16 protein-coding genes are annotated in these 18,254 nt (G+C 63.5%); 1 reads left to right on the forward strand and 15 read right to left on the reverse strand.

All coding sequences use genetic code 11. The features are described from left to right. Positions 1-6: 6 nt before the first annotated feature. From bioD to PPGU16_RS01180, 11 genes are all read right to left on the reverse strand, one after another. A complete protein-coding gene (gene bioD / locus PPGU16_RS01130; protein ID WP_180721337.1) occupies positions 7-726 on the reverse strand; it encodes a dethiobiotin synthase in 720 nt (239 codons plus the stop codon). Continuing rightward, positions 723-1,907, reverse strand: a complete 1,185-nt coding sequence (bioF, locus tag PPGU16_RS01135) for an 8-amino-7-oxononanoate synthase (protein WP_180721338.1) — start codon at positions 1,905-1,907, stop codon at positions 723-725. The genes bioD and bioF overlap by 4 nt, the downstream gene beginning before the upstream one ends. Next, positions 1,907-3,253: an adenosylmethionine--8-amino-7-oxononanoate transaminase gene (bioA, locus tag PPGU16_RS01140; protein ID WP_243460562.1), complete on the reverse strand. Its 1,347-nt coding sequence runs from the start codon at positions 3,251-3,253 to the stop codon at positions 1,907-1,909. The genes bioF and bioA overlap by 1 nt, the downstream gene beginning before the upstream one ends. A gap of 745 nt (positions 3,254-3,998) precedes the next feature. After that, positions 3,999-5,282 (reverse strand): dienelactone hydrolase family protein, encoded by a 1,284-nt coding sequence (locus PPGU16_RS01145; protein WP_180721340.1) that lies wholly within the window; start codon positions 5,280-5,282, stop codon positions 3,999-4,001. A gap of 549 nt (positions 5,283-5,831) precedes the next feature. After that, complete coding sequence (locus PPGU16_RS01150) at positions 5,832-6,278, reverse strand: YchJ family protein (RefSeq protein ID WP_180721341.1); 447 nt, start codon at positions 6,276-6,278, stop codon at positions 5,832-5,834. A gap of 18 nt (positions 6,279-6,296) precedes the next feature. Further along, positions 6,297-7,427: an acyl-CoA dehydrogenase family protein gene (locus tag PPGU16_RS01155; protein WP_180721342.1), complete on the reverse strand. Its 1,131-nt coding sequence runs from the start codon at positions 7,425-7,427 to the stop codon at positions 6,297-6,299. Between the two features lie 36 nt (positions 7,428-7,463). Continuing rightward, positions 7,464-8,141 (reverse strand): SDR family oxidoreductase, encoded by a 678-nt coding sequence (locus PPGU16_RS01160; protein WP_180721343.1) that lies wholly within the window; start codon positions 8,139-8,141, stop codon positions 7,464-7,466. A gap of 61 nt (positions 8,142-8,202) precedes the next feature. Continuing rightward, positions 8,203-9,393, reverse strand: a complete 1,191-nt coding sequence (locus tag PPGU16_RS01165) for an acetyl-CoA C-acetyltransferase (RefSeq protein WP_180721344.1) — start codon at positions 9,391-9,393, stop codon at positions 8,203-8,205. Then, positions 9,386-10,162, reverse strand: a complete 777-nt coding sequence (gene can, locus PPGU16_RS01170) for a carbonate dehydratase (RefSeq protein WP_180721345.1) — start codon at positions 10,160-10,162, stop codon at positions 9,386-9,388. Before can ends, PPGU16_RS01165 begins: the two co-directional genes overlap by 8 nt. A 59-nt stretch (positions 10,163-10,221) precedes the next feature. Beyond that, entirely contained in the window at positions 10,222-12,048 is a 1,827-nt protein-coding gene (aceK, locus tag PPGU16_RS01175) for a bifunctional isocitrate dehydrogenase kinase/phosphatase (RefSeq protein WP_180721346.1), read from the reverse strand. Positions 12,049-12,250: 202 nt separating this feature from the next. After that, a complete protein-coding gene (locus PPGU16_RS01180) occupies positions 12,251-12,694 on the reverse strand; it encodes a MerR family transcriptional regulator (protein WP_180721347.1) in 444 nt (147 codons plus the stop codon). Between the two features lie 186 nt (positions 12,695-12,880). On the opposite strand from PPGU16_RS01180, the gene PPGU16_RS01185 reads away from it, so the two are divergent. Then, positions 12,881-13,960: an MBL fold metallo-hydrolase gene (locus PPGU16_RS01185; RefSeq protein WP_180721348.1), complete on the forward strand. Its 1,080-nt coding sequence runs from the start codon at positions 12,881-12,883 to the stop codon at positions 13,958-13,960. A gap of 116 nt (positions 13,961-14,076) precedes the next feature. Here PPGU16_RS01185 and PPGU16_RS01190 read toward each other — a convergent pair whose 3' ends face one another. The 4 genes from PPGU16_RS01190 to PPGU16_RS01205 form a co-directional block, all read right to left on the reverse strand. After that, positions 14,077-15,675 (reverse strand): ABC transporter substrate-binding protein, encoded by a 1,599-nt coding sequence (locus PPGU16_RS01190; protein ID WP_180721349.1) that lies wholly within the window; start codon positions 15,673-15,675, stop codon positions 14,077-14,079. A 235-nt stretch (positions 15,676-15,910) separates the two neighbouring features. After that, on the reverse strand, positions 15,911-16,723 hold the full coding sequence (locus PPGU16_RS01195) for a helical backbone metal receptor (RefSeq protein WP_180721350.1): 813 nt from the start codon (positions 16,721-16,723) through the stop codon (positions 15,911-15,913). A gap of 3 nt (positions 16,724-16,726) precedes the next feature. Next, positions 16,727-17,497 (reverse strand): SDR family oxidoreductase, encoded by a 771-nt coding sequence (locus PPGU16_RS01200; protein ID WP_180721351.1) that lies wholly within the window; start codon positions 17,495-17,497, stop codon positions 16,727-16,729. Between the two features lie 19 nt (positions 17,498-17,516). Continuing rightward, positions 17,517-18,155, reverse strand: coding sequence for a thiol:disulfide interchange protein DsbA/DsbL (locus tag PPGU16_RS01205; RefSeq protein ID WP_180721352.1), 639 nt, complete (start codon positions 18,153-18,155; stop codon positions 17,517-17,519). Positions 18,156-18,254 lie beyond the last annotated feature (99 nt).

Genomic DNA, 18,254 nt, shown 5'->3' on the forward strand with positions numbered 1-18,254 from the left:
GGGCGGCTAGCGCTGCGCGGCCCGCAGCGTCTGCAATAGTCGGTTGGTATCGAGATGCGTCGCGGCGATATCCGCTGACGCAGGGCTCAGATGCGGCACGATGCCGAGCAACGGCGCGCCGTACAGCCGGTCGAGCCGGTCGCGTAGCGCCGCGATGTTTTCGTCGGGAAACAGCATCGACGGGTCGACGCGGTTCGCGACCCAGCCGACGATCGGCAGCCCGCGCGCGGCGATCGCTTCCGCCGTCAGCAGCGCGTGGCTGATGCAGCCCAACCGCATGCCGACGACCAGCACCACAGGCAGATTCAATGCGAACGCGAGATCGGCGGTGTCGTGCGCGTCGGTGAGCGGCACGCGAAACCCGCCCACGCCTTCCACCACGACGACATCGGCCATCTGCAACGCCGCGTTGTGCGCGTCGACGATGCGCGTCATGTCGAGCATCACGTTTTCGAGCGCGGCGGCAATATGCGGCGCTGCCGGTTCCCTGAGCATGAAAGGCGTGCGAATCTCAGGCGGCAGCAGCACATTGGCGGCAGCGTCGAGCTGATCGGCGTCTTCGTTGTGCAGCACGCCATCCACCAGCGACGCGCCCGCCGCGATCGGCTTCATCGCGGTCGCGCGCAGTCCTTCGCGCGCGAAGCCACGCAGCAGTGCTGCCGACACCAGAGTCTTGCCGATTTCCGTATCGGTGCCCGTGACGAAGAGAGACAGTGCGTTACTCATGCCGCCGCCTCCGCCGTCTTCATCAGCGCGCTTTCGAGCAGGTCGAGATCGTTGTGCGAATGCGCGGCCGACAGCGAAATGCGCAGACGCGACGTGCCTTCGGGCACGGTCGGCGGACGGATCGCGGGTACCCACAGATTCGCGCGATCGAGCGAAGCGGCGATGTCGAGCGTCGCGTCGTTCGCGCCGATGATGAGCGGCTGCACGGCAGTATGCGAATCGACGGGCAGCCACGGCGTGCGCTTCATCATGTCGCGCGTGCGCGCGATCAGCGCGCGCAGATGCGTGCGCCGGTGCTCACCCTCGTCACCGCCGATGATGCGCAGGCTCGCCGACACGGCATGCGCCGCAGACGGCACCGACGCCGTCGTAAAGATATACGGACGCGCGCGCTGCACGAGCCATTCGATCACGGTCTCGTGCGCAACGACGAACGCACCCGACACACCCGCTGCCTTGCCGAGCGTGCCGATGGAGATCAGATGCGGCGAGCGCAACGCGGCTTCGGCAATCGCACCGCGACCTTGCGGACCGAGCACGCCGAAGCCGTGCGCATCGTCGACGACGAGCCATGCGCCGTGTTTCTCAGCCAGTTCGAGGAGACGCGCGAGCGGCGCGATATCGCCGTCCATGCTGAAGACGGTGTCGGTGACGATCAGCTTCACGGCAGCGTCGGACGCGTCGAGCATCGCGCTCAACGCTTCGGCATCTGCGTGCGGATAGATCTGGATGTCGGCACGCGAAAGCCGCGCGCCGTCGATCAGCGACGCATGATTGAGCGAATCGGAGAACAGCGTCGTGCCACGGCCTGCGAGCGCCGTGAGCGTCGCGAGATTCGCCATATAGCCGGTGCTGAAATACAGCGCGCGCGGATTGTCGACGAAGCCGCCCGCGAATTCGGCGAGATCGTCTTCGAGTTGCGCGTGCGCGCGCGAATGGCCGCCGAGCAGATGCGAGCCGCCGCTGCCCGCGCCATAGCGGCGCGCGCCTTCCGCAATCGCCGCGACGAGCAGCGGATGTGCAGCGAGGCCGAGATAGTCGTTGCTCGCAAAGCCGATGATGTTGCGGCCGTCGACCGTCATATGCGCGGAGCACGGCGAATCGACGGTGCGGCGACGGCGGCGCAGGCCGCGTGCGTCGATGTCCTGCAAGCCTTGTTCAAGCGTTTCAAGCAACTGCATCAGCACGCCTCCGTCAGTGTCGCTTCGAACGTGGCGCGCGTGCGCTCGGCGAGCAGCGCGATTTCTTCGTCGTCGAGAATGTACGGCGGCATCAGGTACACGGTCGTGCCGATCGGGCGCAGCAGCATCTCGCGCTGCAATGCGTTTTCGAAGAAGCGGCGCGAGAAGGTCTTCGCAGCATTGACATCGTCGATGACGGCATCGAACGCGATGATCGTGCCGCGCTGGCGCAGATTGCGCACCTGCGCGTGTTGCGTGAGCGGTTCGAGCGCGGCGCGCAGTGCCGCCGATTTTTTTTCGTTCGCAGCGAGCACGTTGTCGCTCGCGAACAGGTCGAGCGTGGCGAGCGCTGCGCGGCACGCGAGCGGATTGCCCGTGTACGAATGCGAATGCAGAAAGCCGCGCGTGGTGTCGTCGTCGTAGAAGGCGGCGAAGATTTCGTCGCGCGACAGCACGATCGACAGCGGCAGATAGCCGCCGCTGATGCCCTTCGACAGACACAGGAAGTCGGGCCACACGCCAGCCTGTTCGCACGCGAAGAACGTGCCCGTGCGGCCGCAGCCGACGGCGATTTCGTCGGCGATCAGATGGACGCCGTAGCGGTCGCACAGCGCGCGCAAGCCTGCGATATACGACGCGTCGTGCATCGCCATGCCCGCCGCGCATTGCACGAGCGGCTCGACGATCAGCGCAGCGATATTGTCGGCGCGCGATTCGAACAGCGAGCGCACATCGGCGAGCGCACGTTGCGCGACGTCGGCGGCCGTTTCGCCTTCGCGTGCGAAACGCGCATCGGGCGATGCGACCACGTGTGCGTTGCGGATCAGCGGATCATAGGCGTCCTTGAACAGCGCGACGTCGGTGACGCCGAGCGCGCCAATCGTTTCGCCGTGGTAGCTGTTCGCGACGCAGACGAACTCGCGCTTGTAGTCGTAGCCGCGGTTGCGCCAGGAATGGAAGCTCATCTTCAGCGCGATTTCGACGGCCGACGCGCCGTCCGACGCGAAGAACGCGTGACCGAGCGTGTTCTGCGTGAGCGCGCTCAAACGTTCGGCGAGTTCGATTGCGGGTTCGTGCGTGCAGCCGGCGAGCATCGCGTGCTCGAGCGTGTCGAGCTGATCTTTCAGCGCCGCGTTGATGCGCGGGTTCGCGTGGCCGAACAGGTTCACCCACCACGAACTGATCGCGTCGAGATAACGGTGTCCGGCGCGATCGTAGAGCCACGCGCCGGCGCCGCGCGATACGGGCACGAGCGGATAGCGCTCGTGATGCTTCATCTGCGTACAGGGATGCCACACAGCGCGCAGGCTGCGGGCGATCCAGTCTTCGTTTGCCTGTGTATTCAAAACTGCTCCGGGCATGAACCGGGCAGGGCGCGGGCGTTGGGGGCGCGGCGCGCGTCGTGCGTGTCGGTCATGCAAATGCTGCTGGCGAATCGGGACGGTTGACGTCCACCTGGAATCCGGCGACGGGAAGCGTCATTCGCTGCGTCGGTGACGGCGATCGCGGGCGCTTTCCGTTGTGTCGGATTGGCTGCCGCGACCATGGGCTGCAAAGGCTCGCAGGGCCTCCCGCAGCACGCTTTTTTTGCGACAGCGGAGGTGAGATTAGCGCGAACTCCGCAGCGATGCACTACCTGAAAATGCCCTGTTTTCAAGGGCCTGCGTGCGATTTCCGGGGGTTCGCGACAGCTCGCGCCCGTTCGTTTTCAAAGACCGCAGATCGGCGTAGATGACGACGGCAAAGTCAGGGGTCCCGTGTGAAAAAATTCTATGGTGTGGGGGCGTTTTCAGGGCTGTATCGAGGAACGTGTGCCGGGTGTGCGGGCGCAGGCAGGGAAGTACGCAGGCCTGGGAGGTGCGGAGGGCGTGCATCTACAGGCGGCGGTGATGGAGACGGGGCTCGATAACTCGTGTGCTATCCGGCGGCCCGTGAAGGGGCGAGCACGGACCGGCAACGAACCGCTTCGACGGACGGATTCAGGTGTGGTGGGGATGCGCGAACGCGCCCGACGCAGCCGGGTGCGCTCGAAAAACAAGGCAGATCAGGGAGTTTTGCCCGTCGCGCTACACGCAACGGGCGGCGAGAGCATCAGCGGCTAGCCAGGGCGGGCTTGCTGCCGTCCTTCGAAGGGGAGTCGGCGTCGGCCGTTTGGGTTGCGCCGTCTTTCCATACGACAGCGTCGTTGACCGCATACAGATGGCACGGGTCCGCGCTCTGCTTCTGGCAGTTGGCGACGGCCACCGACATCGGATCGTCACCGCCTTCCGCCCACGACCATGCGCCCGAATCGGACACCGCGAACGCGCGGCTCGGATATTGATGCAGGAAATTGCGGTAGCCAGCGCGGCCCGCTTCGTCCACGAAGGGTACGGAGTCGACGGCATCGATCGACGCGAAATGTGTCGCCTTCGGCTGCGTCGGCTCGGCGACGCGGTACTGGACGCCCGTCGGCATGCCGACGCGCGCAAGGAACGCTTCGACGGATGGCCACCAGACCTGCACGCCGTCGCGATCGCCGACCAGACGGTGGGCGTCATTCTTGTACGAGCCGAAATCGACCATTTTCGCGGTCGCGCCCTTGCCCTGCGCGTTATCGGTGTACGCGGCGTACATCTGCGAGACGAGTGTGGACGGCCAGATCGAGTCGTTGTCGCCATACAGCCACAGCGACGGCACATGCGTCTTTTCGCCGTACGTGCCGAAGGCGTGCGTCAGATTGCCTTGCCAGTCGGTGCAGGCGTCCTGGCGCAGGCCGCCGGAGAAATTGATCAGCCCGCGCACGCCGGACGCGGCGTTCGTGCCGTAGGCAATCGTTGCGAGGCCGCCGTGCGAGGTGCCCGCCACGACGATGCGCTTCGCGTCCACGTAGCTTTGCTTCGACATGTAGTCGACGGTCGTCGCGACGTCGGCAGCCTGGCTCATGCCGTTGCGCGTCACGTCGCAGCCGTCCTGCACGTAGGTGCCGCCCGAATCCGCGAAGCCCTGGCGGTTCGGCGCCACCACGACGTAGCCGCGGCGCACGAATTCGCGCGCGAGCGACACGGGATCGCTGCGCGTCTGCATGCGCGGATCGCCGTGAATCTTGCCGTGGTTGAACACGACCATCGGGAACGGGCCCTGACCTTCGGGCTTGTAGATGGTCGTTTCGAGGGTGACGCTGCCGTCGGCGTCGACGGGAATGCGGACGATCTGTTCGCTCAGCTTGACGACGGGCAGGTAGCCGTCTTCATCCAGCGCGAGTCGCTGCACCTGGGCGCGGCCGAGCGGGCCGGCCTCTGCGTCCGCGAGCGGGTCCGCGTGCGCGGGCGTGACGGCGCTAGCCACGAAGGCCGCCGACATCGCACATACCGTCAGAACTTTGCTGAACACCATCCGACACACCTGCTCTCAAAAACGCCTGGACCTTCCCTACGGTTCCCCGTAGAACGGATTTCGGTACGGTGACACGCCAAAACAAGGTCAAAAAAATCACGTACGGTGCGTTGTTCACGCACTCAGACAGATCAAGACCGCATTGGGATGAACCGAAGCCGGTCGACGCGACCCCACGCGTCGAAATGAGCGCCTCGCGATGCCCCTGATCGCGTGCCCGCTGAAGCGTCAGCAGGCGGTGCGTCTGGGCATCCTGCGGGAGCGGTGGGCCGCTACCTCGCTACGGAGCGCTGCAACATCTGTGAGGCTCATCCTGGCACGACAATTTATATTTGTGCAATTCAGTACAAACCCCTTGCGGCACGAATTTCCTTTTGTCTGATGTGCACGATGCCGTTCGGGGCGGGTTTCCGCGGCGATTCGGAAATAATGGGTAATTGAGGGACGTGGCGTTGACCCAACACGTTGATTTTCTTACAGAAATGGCCCTTATTTGAGATGTGTAAGGGATGCCCGATACATTGTTGCAGCGCAACCGGAACGCTAGCGTCAGCGGTCGCTTACATCGCCATCGACGTAACGCCAGCGCCCGTCTTCGCCTCTGATAAAGCGGCTGGATTCATGCAGCCGGTGCGCCCGTCCGCCCACCTTGTACCGCGCGACGAATTCCACTTCGGCGTGCGTAGCGTCGAGCGGCGTGAAGCGTTTGATCTGCAGACCTAGCCAGCGGGGCGCGTCGGGTGCGTTCGGGTCGGCGTCGAGATCGGCGGGGCAGGTTTGCGGTGCCCATGTATCGCGCAAATATTGGGATTCGCCGAGCGTGTAGGCGCTATAGCGGGAGCGCATCAGTTCGAGCGCGGTCGGCGCGGCTGCACCGCCGTCGATGAACCGGCCGCAGCAATCCGCGAAACGCGGTGGCTTGGCCGGGTCGCGCCGGTTCGGGGCGGCGCCGCCGCAAGGGCAATCGGTGGGACGTTGTTTCGCTGATGCAGTCATGAAAGGTTGGGAAGAAATTCAGCTCAGTCCGCGCGCGATCAGAATCTTTTGGATATCGCTGGTGCCTTCGTAGATCTGGCAGACGCGGACATCGCGATAAATACGTTCGACGGGAAAGTCGCTCAGATAGCCGTAGCCGCCATGAATCTGCAGCGCGGCCGAACAGATGCGCTCCGCCGCTTCGGAGGCGAACAGTTTGGCCATGGCCGCTTCCGTCAGACATGGCTGGCCCGCGTCTTTCAGCGACGCCGCATGCCAGATCAACTGGCGCGCCGCTTCGAGTTGCGTCGCCATGTCGGCGAGGCGGAACTGCACGGCCTGGTGCGCGAAGAGCCGCTGTCCGAAACTTTCACGCTCCTTTGCGTAGGCGAGGGCCGCTTCGAATGCCGCGCGCGCCATGCCGACGCTTTGCGCGGCAATGCCGATGCGCCCGCCTTCGAGCCCCGACAGTGCGATCCGGTAGCCTTCTCCTTCCGCGCCGATCAGGTTGGCGGCGGGCACGCGGCAATTGTCGAAGATGATCTGCGCAGTGTCGGACGAATGCTGCCCGAGCTTTTCCTCTAATCGCGCGACCACGTAACCGGGCGTATCCGTCGGCACGATGAACGCGCTGATGCCGCGTTTGCCGGCGCTTTTGTCGGTAACGGCCATCACGATCGCGACATTGCCGTTCTTGCCGCTCGTAATGAACTGCTTGACGCCGTTGAGCACGTAAGCGTCGCCGTCGCGGGTAGCCGTGGTGCGCAAGGCCGACGCATCCGAGCCCGCCTGCGGTTCGGTGAGGCAGAACGCGCCGAGCATCTCGCCGCGTGCGAGCGGCGTGAGCCAGTCGCGCTTCTGCTGCTCGTTGCCATACGTCAGAAGAATGCTGCACACGGGGCAGTTATTCACCGAGATCGCCGTCGACGTGCCGCCGTCGCCCGCTGCAATCTCTTCGAGGATCAACGCGAGCGCGAGCGCATCGAGCCCGGCGCCGCCGTATTCCTCCGGCACGAGCACGCCGTACGCGCCGAGTTCGGCGAGCTGGCGATGCACGTCGGCCGGGAACGTGCGCTCGCGGTCCCATTGCGCCGCATTGGGCGTCACGGCGTCGCGCACGAAAGTGCGCACCGCGTCGCGGATCATCAGATGGTCCTGATCGAGCAACATGCGGGTGTCTCCAGATTATTTGTCTGTTGTTTGCCGTTACCAGTCGATCGCCGTGCCGTCGTACTGGAAGAAGCGGCCATGAAAAAGATGCGGTGTGCTGGCCGCCTGGGCCAGCACTTCCCGCATGCCGCGCACGCTGTGCGCGGGATCGATGGCAGCCGATGCCCCGCCCATGTCGGTGCGCACCCAGCCCGGATGCAATGACACACAGGTCGCGTGACGGGTCTGCAGCGATGTCACTTTCAGCACGTCGTTGAGCGCCGCCTTGCTCGCGCGATACAGCCAGCCCGTCGTGCCCGTCGTTTCGCTGATGCTGCCCATGCGGCTCGACAGCACGGCGAGCACGCCGCGCGCGTCTTCGACGAGCGGCAGCAGAACCGGGATCAGCTGCATCGGCCCGCGCACGTTGGTCGCCATCACGAAGTCGAAGTCGTCGGCGGTGACGGTTTCTACGCCCTCCGTCTGCGGCCCGTACACGCCCGACACGATCACGGCCGCATCGAGCCGCTCGCCGTCCAGCTTCCAGCCGAGCGCGGCGATATCTTCGGGCGCGGCGACATCAAGAGAAAACGCTTCGGCGCCGAGCGCAACGAGCTCACCGAGCGACGCCTCGTCGCGCGCGGTGGCGAGCACGCGCCAGCCATCGTGCCGATACTGCTTCACGAACTCGCGTCCGATGCCGCGCGACGCGCCTACGATCAACACTGTCTTCATGAGATGTCCTGTCGTGTCTCGATGCGCGCGGGCCGTCGCGCGCCGCTTTTCGAACGATGCGTCAGACCAGCTCGACGCCCATCGCCGTCGCTTCGCCGCCGCCGATGCACAGGCTTGCGACGCCGCGTTTCAGGCCGCGCTTTTTCAGCGCGCCGATCAGCGTGACGAGAATGCGGGCGCCCGATGCGCCGATCGGGTGGCCGAGCGCGCACGCGCCGCCGTTCACGTTGACCTTGTCGTGCGGCAGGTCGTGCTCTTTCATCGCGGCCATCGTGACGACAGCGAATGCCTCGTTGATTTCGTACAGATCGACGTCTTGCGCTTTCCAGCCGTTCTTGTCGAACAGCTTGCGGATCGCGCCGACGGGCGCCGTGGTGAACTTCGCCGGTTCCTGCGCAAACGTGGCATGACCGACGACGCGCGCAAGCGGCGTCACGCCGAGCTGCTTCGCCGTCGATTCACGCATCATCACGAGCGCGGCTGCGCCGTCGCTGATCGACGACGAGTTCGCCGCCGTCACCGTGCCCGTCTTGCTGAAGGCGGGCTTGAGCGTCGGAATCTTGTCGAGGTTCGCCTTGAACGGCTGTTCGTCGCGCTCGACCGTCACGCTGCCTTTCTTGCCTTCGAGGGTGACGGGGGCGATTTCCCATGCGAACGAGCCGTCTTCATTGGCGCGCTTCGCGCGCGTCAGCGACTCGATGGCGAATTTGTCCTGTGATTCGCGTGTGAAATCGTACGAACCGGCGCACTCTTCGGCGAACGTGCCCATCAGACGGCCTTTCTCGTAGGCGTCTTCGAGGCCGTCGAGGAACATGTGGTCCATCACCTGGCCGTGACCCATGCGCATGCCGCCACGCGCTTTAGGCAGCAGGTACGGCGCGTTCGTCATGCTCTCCATGCCGCCCGCGACGATCACGTCGACGGAACCGGCCGTCAGCATGTCGTGCGCGAACATCGCCGCCCGCATGCCCGAGCCGCACATCTTGTTGACCGTCGTCGAGCCCGTCGACAGCGGCAAACCCGCCCCGAGCGCCGCCTGGCGCGCGGGCGCCTGGCCTTGGCCCGCGGGCAACACGCAGCCCATCACGGCTTCCTCGACCTGTTCAGGCTTCAGTCCGGCGCGTTCGACGGCCGCCTTGATCGCGATCGCGCCCAGCTGCGGCGCCGTCAGCGACGCGAACTCACCCTGAAACGCGGCCATCGGCGTGCGCGCGACGGAAACGATAACCACGGGATCTTTTGTCTCACTCATGTTTCATCTCCTTGATAACACCGTGAACGACAGCGGCCACGCCGCCGAGCTTCCCGGCGTCGGCGGCGGCGATGTCGTCGTCAGCTGTGTGCGCGCGGTTCGCGGAAACGGCCGCGACGCAACTGGTGTAGGTCTCCTCCAGCTTGGACGGATCTTTCACCGTCATGCCGAGATCGCGCACGCGGCCGTCATGCACGCCATACACCCAGCCGTGAATGGTGAGGTCCTGGCCACGCGCCCATGCGTCGTTGATGATCGTCGTGCGGCACACGTTGACGACCTGTTCGATCGTGTTCAGCTCGACCAGACGGCGATGTCGTGCTTCGCCCATTGGCCATTGTTCGAGCAGCGCCGAATGCTTCGAGCGCACGTCCTGCACGTGATGCAGCCAGTTGTCGGCGAGACCGACACGCCGGCCGTGCAGCGCCGCGCCGACGCCGGAGCAGCCGTAGTGGCCGACCACCATGATGTGCTTGATCTTCAGCAGATCGACGGCGAACTGGACCACGGACAGACAGTTGAGGTCCGAGTGCACGACGACGTTCGCGATATTGCGGTGAACGAACACTTCGCCCGGCGGCAGGCCGATGATCTCGTTGGCGGGCACGCGCGAATCCGCGCAACCGATCCACAGATACTCGGGCGCCTGCTGATGCGCGAGCCGCGAGAAAAACTCGGGATCTTCTTCGAGCTTGTGCGAGACCCAGGCATCGTTGTTCGCGAACAGATGCGCGAGGGGATGTTCATTAGCAGAGGCGTTCGTAGTCATGATTCGTTCCGACGTAATCTGGTTGTTTGATGTTGTTCAATTGTGGACGGTATGCACTTTCACGCTGCGCGCACCGTCGACGTGGTGGATGCATTGGCAGCGCGATCCTGATCTGCTGCGAACCGTTCCGGATAGCGCACGGAAAAACGCAGGCTGCCGTCATAGGGATAAAAGTCGGGCAGCTCGCCGCGCAGAATGTGATCCTTGTGCTTTTGCCATAGCGCAGGGTCGAAGAAATCCGCGTGATGCTTGAGGAAAGATTCGCGCACGCGCGGATCGCCGAGCAAAAACGTGTTGTACGTCTCCGGAAAAATGTCGTGCGGGCCGACCGTGTACCACGGCTCGCCTGACATTTCGTCTTCCTCGTTGCGCGGCGGCGGGACCGCGCGCACGTTGCAATCGGTGAGGTATTCGATCTCGTCGTAGTCGTAGAACACGACGCGTCCGTGTCGCGTGACGCCGAAGTTCTTGTACAGCATGTCGCCGGGAAAGATGTTGGCCTGCATCAGTTCTTTCACCGCGTTGCCGTACTCGCGAATGCCGTGCTCGACGTCGGCGTCCGTGCCGTTCTGCAGGAAAATGTTGAGCGGCACCATGCGCCGTTCGATATACAGATGCCTGATGACGAGATTGTCGCCTTCGTATTCGAGCATCGACGGCGCTTCCTTTTCGAGCTCGCGCATGAGCGCGTGATCGAGGCGCGACAGCGGCAACGCGACACTCGAATATTCGAGCGTGTCGGCCATGCGCCCCAGACGGTCGTGGCGTTTGACGAGCTGATACTTGCCGACCACCTGTGCACGCGTCGTTTCCTTCGGCGGCGGGAATGAATCCTTGATCAGCTTGAACACGTACGGAAACGACGGCAGCGTGAACACGAGCATCACCATGCCCTTGATGCCGGGCGCGATGATGAACCGGTCGCTCGAATGCTTGAGATGCTGCAGCAGATCGCGATAGAAAAGATTCTTGCCCTGCTTCTGCAAGCCCACCGACGTATAGATTTCCGCCTTCGGCTTGCCCAGCAGAAGGCTGCCGAGAAATTCGACGTACGCGGACGGCACCTCCATATCCACGAGGAAGTACGAATGCGCGAAGCTGAAGATGATCAGCAACTGGTCGCGCTTGCAAAGCAGCGCATCGAGCGCGAGCAGGCCGGGCTTCACGTAATGGACCGGCAATGCGAACGGCACCATCATGTCGCCGTTGATGATGCGCCCGATGATGTACGCCGCCTTGTTGCGGAAGAACAGCGACGACAGTACGTGAATCTGGAAATTGGGCGCTTCGTTGAAGGTGCCGAAGTTGTCGTGCAGCGCCTGGATCACGCATTCGACGTCGCGCGTCAGGTCCTCGAACGGCGGGTTCAGCTGGAAGTTCGTGACGATACGCTCCAGTGTGACGGCGAGACCGTCCCTGCCGGGGTAATACGCACGGTACGTCGGCTTCGCAGCCGGCTCGTCGTTTTCGATGTACTCGGTCGAAATCGCGGGCCGCACGAAAATGAAATCGTTATTGAAGTACGAGCGATGCAGGATCTGACAGCACACCGAATTGAAGAACGTCTCTGCGCATTCGGGCTGGCGGTGCGAGGTCAGAAGACCGATGTAATGCAGCTTGATCTGCTGCCAGACATCGTCGCCGATGCTCTCGGCGTCGTATTCATCCTCGAGCTTTTCGATGCATTCGCGCACGCGCTCGTCATACGAGGTGATCCGGTCGCGTGCGAGTTTCTGCAGGCCGTGCCAGTCGGCGGCTTCGAACAGGTCTTTCGCATGGATCGCCGCTTCGCGGAAAATCCGGTAATGCCGGTCGAACCCCGCGAGCAGTGTTTCCGCGACGTCGAAGCCGATCTGTGACGACAGCAGTTTGGGAAAGTGATTCATGTCGACCGTGCATTCGTTCAATGTCGCGAAGACACCTGCGATTGTATCGTCCGGGTGAGCTTGCGAGACGCCTTGAAGCCTTTTGGGCGCGGCGCCGACGCATTGCCGTTTGAAGCGTGTTGCATGGCGTTCGGCGCATCTTCATGCAACGCCGCGCCAACTGTCGTGTTTGACGCCTGATCTTCCGATCAGGATTTTTCTTTCAACTCGCCTTGGTGCTTTCGCGCGCGAGTGTCTCTGCCTCGCCGTAGCCGTCGCCGCGCGTGCCGCTTTCGAGCAGCGCGCGCGCCTGCGCCTCGTATTGCGCCAGGTCTTCGAGCGTCGCGTTGAGGTCCTCGCGCTGGCGCTCCAGCACTTCGCGATGCCGAACCACCGTCGCCAGAAACGCCTGCAGCTGCGGTTGGGTATCCGTCGGCGAATCGTACAGGTCGAGCAGATCGCGAATTTCCGACAACGTGAACCCCAGACGCTTGCCACGCAGCGTCAGCCGTAGCCGCGTGCGGTCGCGTCCCGAGTACACGCGGCGCAATCCGCTTGAGCCTTCGCGGCTCGGTGAGAGTAAACCCTGGTCCTCGTAAAAACGGATCGCGCGTGGCGTCACGTCGAATTCGCGGGCCAGTTCGGTAATCGTGTATTGGGTGTTCATCGTTGGGTCTGGGTCGGCCTGTCCGGTCTGTCCGATTTGTCCTGACGGCCGGGCACAAAAACGGATTGAACGCTAGAATCGACGTTTACGTTATCGTCAACCTGAACAAAGCGCAACCACGCGCACGACCCGGTTTATGTCACCGATCATGCAACCGCCCGTGCCGCCGACGAAGGAAACCCCACGATGAATGCTCTCGAACACCAACTCGACTATCCATTCGCCGACCAGATGCCCGCTGCCGGCACGACGCGGGAAGTCGCGCCGGGCGTCTACTGGCTGCGTATGCCATTGCCGTTCGCCCTCGATCACATCAACCTCTGGCTACTGCGCGACGAGATCGACGGGCAGAAGGGCTGGACGATCATCGATTGCGGAATCGCGTCGGACGAGATCAAGGCGAACTGGGAATCGCTGTTCGACACGGCACTCGAAGGCTTGCCCGTGCTGCGCGTGATCGTCACGCATTGCCATCCGGATCACCTCGGGCTCGCGAACTGGCTATGCGAGGGCGGCGAGAAAAAGCGCTGGAACGTGCGTCTGTGGATCACGCTCGGCGAGTACATGCTGGGTCGTGTGATGGCGGCCGGCGACGGCTCGAACGCGGGCGGCGAGGGCGCGGCGCGGCACTTCGCGCGGCACGGTCTGAGCGACGAAGCGTCGCTCGACAAGCTGCGCAACCGCAAGAGCTACTACTCGAGCCTCGTGCCTTCGGTGCCGGGGCAATACCGGCGCATGCGCGACGGCGATGCGCTGTCGATCGGCGGGCGCACGTGGCGAGTCGTGACGGGCTTCGGTCATTCGCCGGAGCATTGCGCGCTGCACGCGGAAGCGGATCGCGTGCTGATTTCCGGTGATATGGTGCTGCCGCGCATTTCGACGAACGTATCGGTGTTCGACATCGAGCCGGAAGGCAATCCTCTGGCGCTGTATCTCGGTTCGCTCGGGCGCTATGAAACGATGGCGGCGGATACGCTCGTGCTGCCTTCGCATGGCAAGCCGTTTCGGGGTCTGCATACGCGTATCGGGCAACTGCGGGATCACCACGCCGCGCGGCTCGCGGAAGTGCGTGAGGCGTGTGCGCAGAAGCCGTGTAGTGCGGCGGATATCGTTCCCATCATGTTCAAACGGGAACTCGATATTCACCAGATGACGTTCGCGATGGGCGAAGCGCTCGCGCATTTGCATCTGCTGTGGCTTCAGGGGGAGTTGAAGCGGGTGCACGGGGAGGATGGGGTGATCCGGTTCGAGAGTGAAGCCAGATAAGAGTGCCGCTGTCGCGCGGTTCGGCACTCGCGACGCGACTGACTCACTTCATCGCCCCAAACAAAAAGCCCGGCCGCATGTCGCAGGCCGGGCTTTTTCACAGCGCAAGGCGCAGCTTACTGCACCACCACCGCCCCAAAATTCTGACGACCAAACGGACTGACGTGATACCCGCTCACGTTCGTCCGCGTGATCGCCGCCGCCGTCGGATAGCCGAGCGGAATCCACAGCGCGGCATCGTGAATGATCTGCTGCGCGGCTTCATACGCTTTCGTGCGCTTGCCCTGATCCGCCGTCTCCTTGCCCTGCGCGATCAGCTTGTCGAGTTCAGGATCGCAGTAACGCGCGAAGTTGATCCCCGACTTCACCGCATTGCAGCTGAACAGCGGCGACAGATAGTTGTCCGGGTCGCCGTTGTCGCCGGCCCAACCCATGAACAGCGTGTCGTGCTGTCCCTGCTTGGCCTGCTTGATCAGCTCACCCCATTCGATCACTTTCACCTCGGCCTTCACGCCGATCTTCGCGAAGTCCGCCTGCAGCATTTCCGCGCCCGCCTTCGGATTCGGATTCAGCACGCTGCCGTTCGGACGCACCCAGATCGTCGTTTCGAAGCCGTTCGGGTAGCCCGCTTCGGCGAGCAGCTTCTTCGCCTTCTCCGCGTCGTACGGCCACGGCTTGACGGCCTTGTCGTAGCTCCAGGTATTGGGTGGATACGGATTGTTCGCGGGCGTTGCCGTGTTGTCGAACACGGCTTTCAGGTACGACGTGCGATCGAACGCCATGTTCAGTGCCGCGCGTACCTTTTGATTGTCGAGCGGCTTCTTCTGCGTGTTCAGCGCGACGAACGCCGTCATGAACGCGGGCGTTTGCACGACGGCGAGCGACTTGTCCTGCTTCGCGTCGGCGACATCCTGCGGCTTCGGCGACAGCGCGATCTGACATTCGCCCGCCTTCACTTTCTGCGCGCGGACAGCGGCGTCGGGCGTGATCGCGTAGATCAGCCGGTCGATCTTCGGCTTCGCGCCCCAGTAGCTCGGGTTCACGTCGTAGCGGATGATCGAATCCTTCGTGTAACCCTTCAGCACGAACGGACCTGTGCCGATCGGCTTCGCGTTCAGGTCGGTCTGCTTGCCCGCCTTCAGCAGCTGATCTGCATACTCGGACGAATAGATCGACGCGAAGCCCATCGTCAGGATCGACACGAAGGTCGCGTTCGGCTCGTTCAGTTCGAACTTCACCGTGTTGTCGTCGACTTTCGATACCGCCTTGATCAGCTTCACGAGGCCCATCGACTGCGCGTGCGGAAAGCCGCTCGCGCCTGCGACCTTGTGCCACGGGTTGTTGTCGTCGAGCATGCGGCTGAACGTGAAGACGACGTCGTCGGCGTTGAGCGCGCGGGTGGGCTTGAAGTAGTCGGTGGTCTGGAACTGGACGTTCGGCCGTAGATGGAACGTGTACGTGAGGCCGTCGCTGCTCACATCCCATTTGTCGGCGAGCGACGGGACGACTTTCTTCGCCGCTTCGTCGTACGACACGAGCGAATTGAAAATCACATCCGCCGATGCATTGGTCGTGACGAGCGAGTTGTACTGGACGACGTCGAAGCCGTCCGGACTCGATTCCGTACAGACGGTGAGTGGCTTCGCGACGGCCAGCGCGGGCGCGGTGGCGAGGGCCGTCAGCGTCGCGGCGGCGGCAAGCAACTTGAAACGCATAAGATCTCCCGGGATTTCGAATTGTTCGTGGCGGGGCGGCGCGGTGCATGTTGCGGCTCACTACGCGCGCTCCGGGCGGGTGCTTTCACGCAAACTGATTCTGATACGGTTTCTGTGCAGGCGCATTGCGTCAAATTTAATGCGTCGCGTCTCGCCGGCTCTGGCGCAAGCTTATCGAACGCTTTCAGCAGCGACAACAATTGAATCCGCATATTCATATGGCGGCGGATACGGGCTAACGGCTGGCGTAGTCCACAAGATACGCGATGCCGTCGATCGCCCGCGAGCCGTACCACGACACCATTTCGCCGTCGATCAGTTCGATCCGTTTGCCTGCGAATCGCGTGTCGTGTCCAAGCGCGTCGCAATGCTGCTGCGTGAAGCGATACGGCTCGCTCGACAGCAATACGCGGTCGGCCCGAGCGAGCCACGCAGCATCCAGATCGAACGAAGGATAACGCGCCGCGCCTGTCTCGCCGCCGCGCAGATCGGGCAGCGTCTGCCAGTTCACGAGGCGCAGCATCGCTGAGATATAGGTGTCGCGCGCGACGGTCATCCACGGCTCGCGCCAGATCGCGTAGAGCACGTTCTGCTGCGGCCATTCGCGCGTTGCGCATGCGTCGAGTTGCGTCTGAAGCTGGACGCTCAATTCGAGCGCTTCGTCGTCGCGATCGAAAATCGCGCCGAGCAGCGCATACAACGCGAAGTTGTCCCCGGGCGTCAAAGGATGCGTGACGACGACATGCGGCACGAGCGCGCGCAACTGCTCGACGGTTTCGCGTTCGTTCTCGTCGATATTGACGATGACATGAGTGGGTTGCAGCGCGCGCACGGCGTCGATCTTCACGGCTTTCGTGCCGCCCACTTTAGGCACACGGCGCACCTTGTCGCGCGGATGCACGCAAAAGCCCGTGCGCCCGACGATCTGCGCATCCAGCTTCAAGGCAAAGAGAAGTTCCGTGATGCTCGGGACCAGCGACACGATGCGCGCGGCGTGTTGCGCTTTCGCGTGCTCGATACCGGCTGCATCGACGACACGCGTGGGCATGATCTACTGCGCGGCGCGCGGCTTGCGCGGAGCCTTTTCGAAGACGGCGTCGTAGAGCCAGCGCGGTGCGACGTGCAGCAACATCGACACGACGCGCATTTGCCACGGGAAGGTCGCGAAGCGCTTCTTGCGCGCGATCGCTTCGGCGACCTTGGCGGCGAAGCGGTCCGCGTCCATCAGGAAGGGCATCGAGTACGGATTGTGCGCCGTCATCGCCGTACGGATGTAGCCAGGCGCGATCGTCACGACCGACACGCCGAACGGCCGCATCTCGACGCGCAGCGCTTCCAGATACTTCGCCGCCGCCGATTTCGACGCGCTATACGCGCCCGAACCCGGCAGGCCGCGCACGCCGGCGACGCTCGCAATGCCGACGAGGGCGCCCTTGCGCGCGTCGACCATCGCCTGCGCGAACGGCTCGAAGGTCGCGACCATGCCGAAGTAGTTGATGTCCATCACGTCGCGGAACGTTTGCAGATCGCCGTGGCCTGTCACGGCGCCGCGGCTGATACCCGCGTTCGCGATCACGATGTCGGGGCAGCCATGCTCCGCGATGAATTGCTGCGCAGCCTGCGCGAGCGCCTCCGCATCCCGTACGTCGACGGAATACACGGAGATCGTGTTCTGGGGATGGGACTGCTGGAAGGCGGCGAGCGCGTCGCCGCGACGGGCGACGAGGCCGAGAATCGCGCCGCGCCGCGCATAGTCGGCGGCGAGCGCTTCACCTATACCGCTGGACGCGCCGGTGATGAAAACCTTCAGGGGTGAACTCATGCGGCGCGTGCGGGCTGAATTACATCTTCTTGGCGCGAACCTGCGCGACCAGATAGTCGAGCACCTGGATCGTGCCCGGCAGGCTGTTGGTCTGCGCCGGACCCGTTTCGTACTTGCCCTGCACGGCGAGCGTCGGCACGCCGTCGATTTTGAAGTCTTCGATCAGCTTCTTGTCGCGCTGGATCGCGCTCTGCGTCGAGAACGAGTTGTACGCGTCCATGAACTTCTTCGGTTCGACGCCCTTCGTCTTCAGGAACTTGGCTTGATCTTCCGGCGTCAGCAGGTAGTTCTTGTTGACGTGGATTTCGTGGAAGATGTCCGGCGTGAGCTGGTTGGCCAAGCCGAGCGCGTCGACTGCGTGATAGAGCTTCGAGTGCGGGATGAAGTCGTCGCGGAACGCAACGGGCACGCGCTTGAATACGACGTCCGGACCCTGCTTCTTGACCCACGCTTCGAGATACGGGTCGAACTCGTTGCAGTGCGGGCAGCCGTACCACATGAACTCGATGACTTCGATCTTGCCGGCAGGTGCTTCGACGGGCTGCGGCGTGGACAGAACGGTGTAGTCCTTGCCTGCGACGGGCGCAGCGGGCGCCGCTTGTGCCGCGCTCGCGACGAGACCGATCGAGAGGAACAGAATGCTGAGCAGTTTTTTCATGTCTTGTGAACCCAATCAGGGGAAGTAACGGTGGCCGGCCTGTTGCGCGCCGCGACCGCTACGGATTCGACGGCAAGCTGCCGCACATGAGACTCGTGC

The sequence above is a fragment of the Paraburkholderia largidicola genome, assembly GCF_013426895.1.
In the GTDB taxonomy this organism is placed as follows: domain Bacteria; phylum Pseudomonadota; class Gammaproteobacteria; order Burkholderiales; family Burkholderiaceae; genus Paraburkholderia; species Paraburkholderia largidicola.